At 35.3% G+C, this 10,395-nt stretch carries 11 protein-coding genes; 1 reads left to right on the top strand and 10 read right to left on the bottom strand.

Features of this window, described 5'->3' with window-relative positions; translation table 11 throughout:
- Nucleotides 1-232: 232 nt before the first annotated feature.
- Nucleotides 233-1,237 (bottom strand): catabolite control protein A, encoded by a 1,005-nt coding sequence (gene ccpA / locus BCR26_RS10800; RefSeq protein ID WP_069699001.1) that lies wholly within the window; start codon nt 1,235-1,237, stop codon nt 233-235.
- A 216-nt stretch (nt 1,238-1,453) separates the two neighbouring features.
- Here ccpA and BCR26_RS10795 point away from each other — a divergent pair, with 216 nt between their 5' ends.
- Nucleotides 1,454-2,554, top strand: a complete 1,101-nt coding sequence (locus BCR26_RS10795; RefSeq protein WP_069699000.1) for a M24 family metallopeptidase — start codon at nt 1,454-1,456, stop codon at nt 2,552-2,554.
- A gap of 95 nt (nt 2,555-2,649) precedes the next feature.
- On the opposite strand, the gene BCR26_RS10790 is transcribed toward BCR26_RS10795, so the two are convergent.
- The 9 genes from BCR26_RS10790 to liaX all read right to left on the bottom strand — a co-directional run bounded on the left by BCR26_RS10790 (nt 2,650) and on the right by liaX (nt 10,389).
- Nucleotides 2,650-3,207: a YtxH domain-containing protein gene (locus tag BCR26_RS10790; RefSeq protein WP_069698999.1), complete on the bottom strand. Its 558-nt coding sequence runs from the start codon at nt 3,205-3,207 to the stop codon at nt 2,650-2,652.
- 22 nt (nt 3,208-3,229) lie between these two features.
- Nucleotides 3,230-3,670 (bottom strand): DUF948 domain-containing protein, encoded by a 441-nt coding sequence (locus tag BCR26_RS10785; protein WP_069698998.1) that lies wholly within the window; start codon nt 3,668-3,670, stop codon nt 3,230-3,232.
- Nucleotides 3,671-3,889: 219 nt separating this feature from the next.
- The gene (gene galU / locus BCR26_RS10780; RefSeq protein ID WP_069698997.1) at nt 3,890-4,786 is read right to left on the bottom strand and encodes a UTP--glucose-1-phosphate uridylyltransferase GalU; all 897 of its coding nucleotides are present in this window, start codon (nt 4,784-4,786) and stop codon (nt 3,890-3,892) included.
- Nucleotides 4,787-4,811: 25 nt separating this feature from the next.
- Nucleotides 4,812-5,828, bottom strand: coding sequence for an NAD(P)H-dependent glycerol-3-phosphate dehydrogenase (locus BCR26_RS10775; protein ID WP_069698996.1), 1,017 nt, complete (start codon nt 5,826-5,828; stop codon nt 4,812-4,814).
- A gap of 88 nt (nt 5,829-5,916) precedes the next feature.
- Nucleotides 5,917-6,747, bottom strand: coding sequence for a prolipoprotein diacylglyceryl transferase (gene lgt, locus BCR26_RS10770; RefSeq protein ID WP_069698995.1), 831 nt, complete (start codon nt 6,745-6,747; stop codon nt 5,917-5,919).
- A 13-nt stretch (nt 6,748-6,760) separates the two neighbouring features.
- Entirely contained in the window at nt 6,761-7,696 is a 936-nt protein-coding gene (gene hprK / locus BCR26_RS10765) for an HPr(Ser) kinase/phosphatase (RefSeq protein ID WP_069698994.1), read from the bottom strand.
- A 309-nt stretch (nt 7,697-8,005) separates the two neighbouring features.
- Nucleotides 8,006-8,371 carry a phage holin family protein gene (locus tag BCR26_RS10760; protein ID WP_069698993.1) on the bottom strand — a complete coding sequence of 122 codons (366 nt, stop codon included), beginning with the start codon at nt 8,369-8,371 and terminating at the stop codon, nt 8,006-8,008.
- Complete coding sequence (locus BCR26_RS10755; protein ID WP_069699003.1) at nt 8,371-8,703, bottom strand: PspC domain-containing protein; 333 nt, start codon at nt 8,701-8,703, stop codon at nt 8,371-8,373. Before BCR26_RS10755 ends, BCR26_RS10760 begins: the two co-directional genes overlap by 1 nt.
- 90 nt (nt 8,704-8,793) lie before the next feature.
- The gene (liaX, locus tag BCR26_RS10750; RefSeq protein WP_069698992.1) at nt 8,794-10,389 is read right to left on the bottom strand and encodes a daptomycin-sensing surface protein LiaX; all 1,596 of its coding nucleotides are present in this window, start codon (nt 10,387-10,389) and stop codon (nt 8,794-8,796) included.
- Nucleotides 10,390-10,395: the final 6 nt, after the last annotated feature.

Below are 10,395 nucleotides of genomic sequence, written 5' to 3'. Positions count from 1 at the left end.
TCGTTTGACGCCAGTTAGGAATGAAATCGGCTCGTTTCTTGCCGAGTTGCTTCCGGCTAGCTGCCTCTTCGTTGATAGTTGATCCCTCTTGTTTTTTGAACGGAACATTCTCTTTTTTTAGAAATCAAAAAAGTGAGGCAACAATCAGATGTATTTCTGACTATTGTCCCACTCTCTTTATTTATAAAAAAAGAAACTAAATCGGAATTTTTGACTTAGTTTCCTTTCTTATTTATTTTTTTGTAGATCCTTTTTCATCCATCCCATAAGGTAAGATTACTGTCTTATCTTCAATTTCCTCTTTGTTCATTAATTTAGTTAACAAACGCATAGCAACAGCACCGATATCATATAACGGTTGTGTCACACTAGAAAGTCTAGGACGAGCCACATCTGTTAATAATGAATTATTACTAGTAATAATCTCAAACTCTTCTGGTACTTTGATTCCAGCATCTAGCATGCCATCCAAAATCCCAATAGCTAATTCATCATCTGTTACATAAGCAGCTGTCGCACCACTATGACGGATTCGCTCAGCTAGTTTTTCACCATCTTTAAATTTGTACTCAGATTCAAAAATCAACCCCTCATTATAAGTTAATCCATTTTCAATTAGGGCTTCTTTATAACCTTTAATACGGTTTTGTCCATTGATTGGATCAATTAGTGCACCACTTACAAAGGCAATTTTTTTGTTTCCATTTTTAGCTAATAAATTCGTTGCATCTTTAGTAGCACCAATATAATCAATGTTAACACTACCCACTTGTTCGTCAGGATCAATAGAGCCAGCCAATACAACTGGCGTTTTTGAACGAGAAAACTCACCACGAATTTCATCTGTAATATGATGTCCCATAAAAATGATTCCATCTACTTGTTTGGCCAAAAGATTATTTAAGACGTTCACTTCTTTTTGGTCATTCCCATCAGAATTCGCCAAAATGATATTATATTTATACATTGTCGCTACATCATCAATGCCACGAGCCAATGAAGCAAAGAAAATATTGCTTACGTCTGGAATAATCACACCTACTGTTGTTGTTTTCTTACTAGCTAAACCACGAGCAACAGCGTTAGGACGATAATCTAAACGATCAATAACTTCCAATACCTTCTTACGAGTTGCAGGTTTTACATTCGGGTTTCCATTGACTACACGAGAGACAGTCGCCATTGATACATTTGCTTCACGAGCAACATCATAAATTGTAATTGTTTGTTTTTCCATGTTCTTTCTCCTAAAACTATTATTTGTTTCCATTTTCAGAAAACGCTATTTACATTTCCCAATAAGAATAGCAGAATTTTTTTATTTGTGCAACCGTTTTATCTTATTTTCATGAAAATTTACTTTTTATTTCAAAAAGCGTTTTATTTACTTTCATGTTATTATGTATAGAGGGAATACCTAATTAAAATTTTCAACAACGAAAGAAGGATATTTATGAATCAAGAAAAGTTGAATGAATTAAAACAATGGATGGCACATAATAAAATTGATCTAACTTACATTAGTGATCCTGGACACATTGCCTATTTTTCTGGCTATAAAAGCAATCCTCATGAACGTGTCCTTGCTCTTTTTGTTCCTTTAGAAAATGATCCGTTTCTTTTTACACCTGCTCTTGAGGTAGAGAGTGCTGAAAGTAGTTCGTGGAAATTCCCTGTTTATGGTTATTTAGACAGTGAAGACCCATGGATTAAAATTTCTGAATTAATTAATAAAAATAGTGCCTCTCATGCTATTGCGTTAGAAAAAGAGGCTCTGTCTCTAGCGCGTTTTGAGATTTTGAAAACCCATTTTCCTTCCACGGATTTCTCAACAAGCGTAACTCCTCTAATTGAAAAGTTACAATTGATTAAAACCGAAACCGAAATTGATAAATTAATTGAAGCTGGTCACTGGGCTGATGTGGCATTGGAGATAGGGATAAAAGCGATTCGTGAACGAATTACAGAACAAGAAATTATTGCAGAGATTGAATATAAGCTAAAACGTCAAGGTGTTCGTGCAATGAGTTTTGACACATTAGTTTTAACAGGAAAAAATGCAGCTAGCCCTCATGGTACGCCAGGAAATACACCAATTATTCCAAAAGATTTGGTTCTTTTTGACCTAGGTGTTGTTTGGAATGGTTACTGTAGCGATGTCACCAGAACCGTTAGTTTTAAAGAACCTACAGATTTCCAAAAAGACATCTACAATATTGTTCTTGAAGCTCAACTAAAAGCATTAGATGCCGCGAAACCTGGTATAACAACTGGGGAATTAGATGACATTGCTAGAAATACTATCAGTAGTTATGGTTATGGGGAATTCTTTAATCATCGCTTAGGCCACGGAATTGGTACAACCGTCCATGAGTATCCTTCTCTTGTTACTGGAAACGATTTGGTTATTGAGGAAGGCATGTGTTTCTCTGTAGAACCTGGAATTTATATCCCAGGAAAAGTTGGCGTTCGTATTGAAGACTGTGTCCATGTCACTAAAAACGGTTGCGAAACTTTTACAAAAACTACCAAAGAATTAACAATTATTAACTGATAAAAAAAACAGACAAAACAATTTTTGTAAGACACCCAAAAGATCGTAAACTCTAGGGGCTTAAATTGTTTCATGTCTGTTTTTTTGCCAAACTACTATTTTTCTTCTTCTGAATTATCTTTCTTTACTTCTTTAGAAATTTTTACTAGTTTTTTCTTTTCGCGAGGAACTTCTTTTACAGGCTCCTGCTCTACTACTTCTTTTGCTTCACTTATTCCTTCTGAAACAGTTTCTTTTGCTTTCTTTGCTGTTTCATTCGCATCAATGTAAATATCATCTGATAAATCTTCTTCTAAATCATCAAATTGGTTTGTTACATCTGACGCAGTTTTCTTGAATATTTCAGATAAATCCTCTGTTTGCTTTTTCAATGTGTTTAAAACATCTCCTGAAGCATCTTGTGCTTTATCTAATGACTCTTTTGCTTGATCTCCTAGAGTTTCAGCTTTTTCTTTTGCAATCGAAGATAATTCCGCTCCTTTTTGCACCGCATAGTCCGTATAATCATACGCTTTTTCTCTTAAGTCGTCTGCTTGATTTGCTAAATCTTCACGTAATTCTTTACCTGATTTTGGTGCTAATAGAAGTGCTGCTATTGCTGCTGCGCTTCCTCCAATTATTGCTCCTAGAAAAAATCCACCTTTTTTAGCCATAAATTATTTCCTCCGTTCTATTTTATTGATTGTTTGATGTCTTTGTCTCTTTTTTAGGTTTAAACGCTCTAAAAGCAGCTCCGCCAACTTTTCCTACGACACCAGCTTTTGCCGTTGTTTTACCTACTGTACCAACTTTGTTTATTAGATTTTTACTAGAACTATTCAATTCAGAAACACTTTCACTTAAATCAGCGACTGCAGTAAATAGAGGATCAATTGTCGCCACTTTTTTCGTTACATCTGTTAAAAGCTCATTGCTTTTCACTAGTAGACCTTCTACTTGTCTCGATAGAATATCTACATCTCTCGTTATAACCTCAATCGTCGTATTTGCTTCATCAACTGATTGAGATACTTTGTCTATTGTCTTAGAAACTTTTGACAATACCATTGCTAAAAAAGCAACCAGCACAGCAAAAGCAACTGCTGCTATAATTGCAGCTAGTTCTCCACCTGTCATAATCATACCTCCTCCAACATAATTATTCATGATTGTAGCATAACACCAAGATCTTTTTTTAACAAATCATAAATTTTTTATAGCTTCATTATACCAGTATATTTATTGACTCTCCACATTAAGCCTCCCGGCAGAAATCATAGCGGAAAGAGGTTGAAACGGGATGGTTTCAACCTCACAATTTGACAACAAAAAAATTTTAGTATTATCTAAAAAACGTTATTTTTTAGTTGCTTTATCTTCTTTAGATAATTCTGCGCCAAGGTCAATGATATATTGACGCAAATTGTCTTTTACTTCAGGATGAGTTAGGCCGTATTCAATACTTGTTTTCATAAAACCAAATTTGTCCCCTACATCATATCGTTTCCCCTTAAACTCACGAGCAAATACACGTTGCGTTTTGTTTAAAGTATCAATTGCATCTGTTAGTTGAATTTCATTACCCGCACCTGGTTTTTGGTTTTCTAGTACATGGAAAATTTCAGGTGTTAGTAAATAACGACCAATAATCGCTAAATCACTTGGAGCCTCTTCTGGACTGGGTTTTTCTACAAAATTCTTAACATTATACAGGCCTTTTGAAATTTCTACTTCTGGATTGATAATACCGTATTTAGACGTTTCTTCATGTGGAACTTTCATCACAGCAATCGTTGAAGCATGCGTATTTTCATAATCATTCATCAGTTGCTTAGACAAAGGAACTTCATCATTCATAATATCATCACCAAGCATAACAACGAACGGTTCATTCCCAACAAATGCTTTTGCTTGTAAAACCGCATGGCCAAGTCCTTTAGGATGTGATTGACGAATAAAATGAAGGTTAACATCTGTCGTTTCTTCTACTAATTTTAGTAGTTCTGTTTTATGTTTTTCTTTCAAATTACTTTCTAATTCAAAATTGGCATCAAAATGGTCTTCAATTGGTCGTTTAGCTTTCCCAGTAACAATCAAAATATCTTCGATTCCTGAAGCCAAGGCTTCTTCTACAATAAACTGAATGGTTGGCTTATCAACTATTGGTAACATTTCCTTTGCCATCGCTTTTGTTGCTGGCAAGAACCTAGTCCCTAAACCTGCCGCTGGAATGACTGCTTTTTTTACTTTCATTTTTCTAATTCCTCCCTAAAAATATCTATATTAAAAACTCATTTTCTGTTTTACCATCACGCAACATAATGTCTTTTGCTGCTTGATTAACATCTTCGCCTTCATAAAGAACCTTATAAATTGTTTCTGTGATAGGCATTTCCACATTTAATTGTTGTGAAAGTTCATACGCGGCTTTTGTAGTCGAAACACCTTCTACAATCATTCCCATATTTTCAAGAACTTCGTCTAAACTATGCCCTTTTCCTAGCAAATTTCCAGCTCGCCAATTTCGTGAATGAACGCTTGTACAAGTAACAATCAAATCCCCTACACCACTTAGTCCAATAAAGGTTAAGGGATTCGCTCCCATTGCTACCCCTAAGCGACTAATCTCTGCTAAACCTCGAGTCATAATCGCTGCTTTAGCATTATCACCAAACCCAAGTCCTTGAATCGCTCCAGCGCCTAAAGCAATAATATTTTTTAATGCTGCACCAGTTTCAACACCAATCACATCATCATTTGTATAGATTCGAAAATAATCATTCATAAACAGTTTTTGAACATATATTGCTTCATCCAGAATTTCACTTGCAGCTGTGATTGTTGTAATATCATGAACGGCAACTTCCTCTGCATGGCTAGGACCAGACAAGACAACTACACCCGCACGTTTCTCAATGGGAATTTCTTCCATCAACACTTCAGAAATACGTTTGTGCGAAACTTGCTCCAATCCTTTACTAGCATGGATAATTAAAGGACGATTTTTACATTTTTCTGAAAATTCTTTTGCCACAGCACGAACCGCTTTCGTTGGAACGACGAACAATACCGCATCTGCCTCTTCAATACACTCTTCCATAGTTGTTTTCCCTTGAATAGATGCTGGAATAACAATCTCTGGCAAATAGTGTCTATTGGTATGATGCTCATTTATTTCATTAATTTGCTCAGCGTTATTTCCCCAAATTCGAACCTCATGCCCATTTTCAGCTAATACTTGTGCTAACGCTGTGCCCCAAGAACCAGGACCTAAAACAGCAACTTTTTGTTTCATTTTAATAAGTATCTCCTTCCAAAATAAAAACTAAGAGATGAATTGAAGTCACGACATAACAAAATTGCTACACACTTTTTCATACTCTTTACTTTTTTGACTCCGACAAATGTTTTTCCCTACTATAAAATTTCAATGCTGGGTTCTTTCTTCTAATTACAATAAGAATAATTCCTCCAAAGAATAACAATAGAGAAAGCAATTGAGACACTCTAATTATGCCAAAAACATACAAACTATCTGTCCGCATTCCTTCGATGAAGAAACGTCCAAACGAATACCAAACGATGTAACCAAGAAAAACTTCCCCTTCTTTCAAGAAATTTTTCTTTTTTCTTAAAAGAATCAAAACCATAAACCCAAGTACATTCCAAACTGATTCATATAAAAAAGTTGGCTGACGATAGGCTCCATCAATGTTCATATTATCAATAATAAATTTCGGTAAATGTATGCTTTCTAAGAAGCTACGCGTTGTTTCAGGACCAAAGGCTTCATGATTCATAAAATTGCCCCAACGGCCAATTCCTTGAGCTAATATCACACTCGGAGCCGCGACATCTAAAAACGTCCACGGTGAAATGAATCTACTTCTACTAAACAATAGTAGCGCAATACCGCCACCGATTAAGCCACCATAAATAGCTAAACCGCCATTCCGTGTAAAAAGAATGTCGATTGGGTTACTTGCGTAGTCTCTCCACTCGAAAATAACATAATAAAGACGCGCACCAACAATCGCACTGGGCAATCCCCATAACATGAAGTCGATCACATCGTCTTCTTTCATTCCTACCTTCACTGCTTCTTTACTACTCAACCAAACAGCTAAAACGATTCCAGAGACAATAATAACTGCGTACCAGTAAACAGAAATACCAAAAAGGTTGAAGGCTACAGGATTTACTTGACCTAACATTAAGCTTCCCCCTTTAGTTATCCGAATTCTCTTCGATTAATTTTGTTAAACGCTCTTCAAAGGCTTTCGTTGCATCATACCCCATTGTTTTCGCTCTAAAATTCATTGCAGCAACTTCAATAATAATCGCTACGTTTCTTCCTGTTTTAACAGGTATTCTAATTTGTGGAACAGCAACATTGGCAATTTCCACCATCGTATCATCCGAGCCTAGACGATCATACTTCTTATCTTTTTCCCAAGATTCTAAATAAACGACTAATTGTACTTGCATAAATCCACGAACTGCACTGGCACCAAATAAATTCATGACATCAATGATACCAATTCCTCGAATTTCAATTAAATGCTGTAAAATTTTAGGTGGTTCACCAATAACGGTCAACTCATCTTGCTGATAAACATCAACTCGATCATCTGCAATCAATCGATGACCTCGCTTGATTAATTCTAAAGCCGTTTCACTTTTACCAATGCCACTATCCCCTTGAATCAAAACACCTAATCCATAGACATCAACCAAAACACCATGAATACTGGTTCTTGCGGCTAAGCGCCCATCCAAATAACTTGAAAGTTCACCTAATAATCGAGAAGTAGAAATTGGCGATCTTAAAATAGCTAAGCCTTTTTCTTCCGCCGCTTGAATCATTTCCGTCGGCACCTTTAACCCTCTAGAAATGATAAAAGCAGGTGTATCTTTTGCACATAAGCGACGCATAACCATCAAACGTTCTTCCGGCATCATACGATCTGCAAATGTGATTTCTTTACTACCAAATAATTGCAAACGGTCATGTGAATAATAATTAAAATAACCTGTCAATTCTAAACCTGGCCGCGAAATATCGCCAGTCTTAATTTCTCTATTTAAACTTTCCTCATTTCCAGAAACAACTTCTAGAGAAAGTTTTTTTACGAGCTGATGAATTTTTACAACTTCTTCCATAAAATCGATTATTCATTCCTTTCCTCTACTCGTTTCATTTTATCATTTCAGCTAAGAAGTTTCTAGCTATTCAATCATTGTTCTCTTTTATTTATTAGAAAACTCGCCTTTTTTACTTTAAATAAACGCTTTATAGTAAAAAAGTCCGAAACAAAACTAAAGACTAGTTTTGTCTCGGACTATGTCATTTAATAAATGATGATCAAAAGTCAGTTTTTTCGGCAATTTCTCAAAAATCGAGCAACACCAAAAGCGTATGCTTCCTTTTTCCCTCCAATTACTCAAACCTAAACAACGTTTGTCTCAACCTCATTTATCCTCTACATATTTATCTATATTACGTTCGCTAACGATTGTATTCACAAATGACATAATCATTGCCATCAAAACTGCTGCCCAAAAAGTGGAAAACCCAAAATTCATTGCTCCCACAAAGAAGGAAGTCATTTGCAAAATGGCAGCATTTACTATAAAACTAAACAAACCAAATGTTAGTAATGTCAGCGGTAAAGACAAAAGCGTCAATACTGGTTTTACCAACATATTTAAAATAGATAAAACAAACGCTGCAAGTACAGCCATCCAAATATTTCTTACATGGATCATATTGGGAAAAATAACCGATAATGAAACAAAAGTTAACGTGTTAACAAGCAAACGTTGAAAATACGTCATTAAAAGTCGCTCCAGTCATCATCATCAATCTTTTCAGCCTGTTTCCGTTGTTTAGCGTTGTTAGCATATGGATTACCATTCCGCGTATTTCCATTATAAGGATTGTTATGTCCATATCCGCTACTAGAGCCGTTTCCACCGCGTCTTCCAGATGGGATTAAGATTGCTAATACAATATATAAGAAAATCCCTGGGAACCCTGCTGAAAAAAAGCTAAGGGCAACATAAATTACTCGAACAATGGTAGGATCAATTCCTATCCATTCTGCAATACCTGCTAAAGAACCTGTCAAAACTACGTTATTAGTGGATTTCGTTAATCTCTTGTTCATCATTTTTCACCTCTTATTAATTATCATTATTATTTCAGAAAGGATGACGTTTCATCCTTTCTGAAAACTATTTTTTAGTTCCTCACACATTTAATTATCAGTATCTTTTAAATAAATGTTTCCTGTTGTTGCAGAGGCACTAATTTTTGCCATATTTTCTTCATTCACACGTCTAACTTGTAATAGTTGATTGGTCCGCTCTTTCTTTTCACGTATCACTTCACAATCAGATAGACGACTATTAATGCTACCTAGACTTGTTTTTACTGTTGTTTCTAGCCCAACTTCTGCTGGAACGGCAATTTTTATGTTACCATTTACAGAACTTGCTTCGATTTTTCTTAAATTTGTTTCTTTTGCTGTAATTCTTACATCGCCATTGATTAACGATACGCCAATATTTTGCGGTGTTGTAGCGATTGTAACTGTACCATTTACCGTTTCAATAATTGTATCCAAAATTTCGCCACTTAATACTTTAATATCTCCGTTAACCCCTTCGATTTCAAGCATGGTAGCATCAATTTTACTGAATAATATCGCACCGTTTGTCGATTTTGTGTAAACATCTTTCGCTTTTAGCGACTCCATATTTATATCTCCATTTAATAATTTAATGGATACATGGTCGTACACTCTTTCAGGTAGATAGAAAGTTAAATCAGCTCTAACACGTTTATTGGGAATTTGGAATGAAATCACTTCATCATCTACATCGATTTGGCTTCTTTCCAAAAATGCTTCTAATGGAGAATCTCCATCCATTTTTCCATATAACTTTATTTTTCCTTCTACTTTTAGATCTGGTTGATCCCATGTTTTAAAGACGATATTACCATTCGCTACTTTCACATCAATCAAACTAGCTTTTGGAGCAAGGTAGTTAAATTCATAATCAAATTTAGTGGTTGCAATTCCTGGCACTCTAAAGTTAATATCTTTCCACTCCACATTATCGTTCATTGTATCAGTAAGTGAATTAAACGTCTTTTTAAGGAATGAACCTAATTGGGAACCAGCTTCACTCATTTTTTCACCAACTTGATTAAGCGTTTCTGTTGTTTGCTCTTTCCAGTCTTCTGGAATATCAAATTTAGAGGTAACTTTTTCTTTTGTTTCAGACCACTGCTCTTTACGAATGTTTTTCAATTCAGCTTCAAGAGCTACTTTTTCTTGGTTCTTATCTGCTAAAATATCTTCTAGTTCTTTGACTGTTGTTTCTAGAGAAGCTCTTTCCGCTAGTTGATCTTCGGTTAAAGCATCAAGTTCTTCTTTTGTATTTAATTCCATTAGTTTTTCTTGTGTCTCTTTAATATCTTCTTTAATTCCGCCAATTTCAGCATTGATTTCATCTAATTCAACAGATGCTCTATTTGCTTCAGTGGCTAAATCATCAAGAATTTTTTCTAAACGTTCACGATCTTCTGCTTCTCTTGCTTTGGCTTCATCTGCTGAAACTTCAGGTTCTATTTTTTCTTCATCTGTTTCTAGTTTATCAATCAAGTCAGCCACTTTATCAGTTTCTGTTGCATCAATTTTTTTGCCACTTACATCTACTTGGTTTGCAGCTTTTTCGATTTGCTTTTCATCTTTTTCAGTTGCCATGTTTTCTAATAAGACTAACGCTTCTTCTGAAGACAGAATGCCTTTTTTAACTAAGTCTAATACTCTTTCTCTTTCTTTCATGGAAAT

Source organism: Enterococcus rivorum (genome assembly GCF_001742285.1).
GTDB classification, from domain to species: Bacteria; Bacillota; Bacilli; order Lactobacillales; family Enterococcaceae; genus Enterococcus_L; species Enterococcus_L rivorum.
This window is presented reverse-complemented; position numbering and strand designations above follow the sequence as displayed.

Excerpts from the sequence above, each read along its gene's own strand:
- liaX (WP_069698992.1), bottom strand. The coding sequence starts at position 10,389 with ATGAAAGAAAGAGAAAGAGTATTAGACTTAGTTAAAAAAGGCATTCTG.
- hprK (WP_069698994.1), bottom strand. The coding sequence starts at position 7,696 with ATGGAAGAAGTTGTAAAAATTCATCAGCTCGTAAAAAAACTTTCTCTA.
- BCR26_RS10790 (WP_069698999.1), bottom strand. The coding sequence starts at position 3,207 with ATGGCTAAAAAAGGTGGATTTTTTCTAGGAGCAATAATTGGAGGAAGC.
- galU (WP_069698997.1), bottom strand. The coding sequence starts at position 4,786 with ATGAAAGTAAAAAAAGCAGTCATTCCAGCGGCAGGTTTAGGGACTAGG.
- BCR26_RS10755 (WP_069699003.1), bottom strand. The coding sequence starts at position 8,703 with ATGAACAAGAGATTAACGAAATCCACTAATAACGTAGTTTTGACAGGT.
- lgt (WP_069698995.1), bottom strand. The coding sequence starts at position 6,747 with ATGTTAGGTCAAGTAAATCCTGTAGCCTTCAACCTTTTTGGTATTTCT.
- BCR26_RS10795 (WP_069699000.1), top strand. The coding sequence starts at position 1,454 with ATGAATCAAGAAAAGTTGAATGAATTAAAACAATGGATGGCACATAAT.
- BCR26_RS10785 (WP_069698998.1), bottom strand. The coding sequence starts at position 3,670 with ATGACAGGTGGAGAACTAGCTGCAATTATAGCAGCAGTTGCTTTTGCT.
- ccpA (WP_069699001.1), bottom strand. The coding sequence starts at position 1,237 with ATGGAAAAACAAACAATTACAATTTATGATGTTGCTCGTGAAGCAAAT.
- BCR26_RS10760 (WP_069698993.1), bottom strand. The coding sequence starts at position 8,371 with ATGACGTATTTTCAACGTTTGCTTGTTAACACGTTAACTTTTGTTTCA.
- BCR26_RS10775 (WP_069698996.1), bottom strand. The coding sequence starts at position 5,828 with ATGAAACAAAAAGTTGCTGTTTTAGGTCCTGGTTCTTGGGGCACAGCG.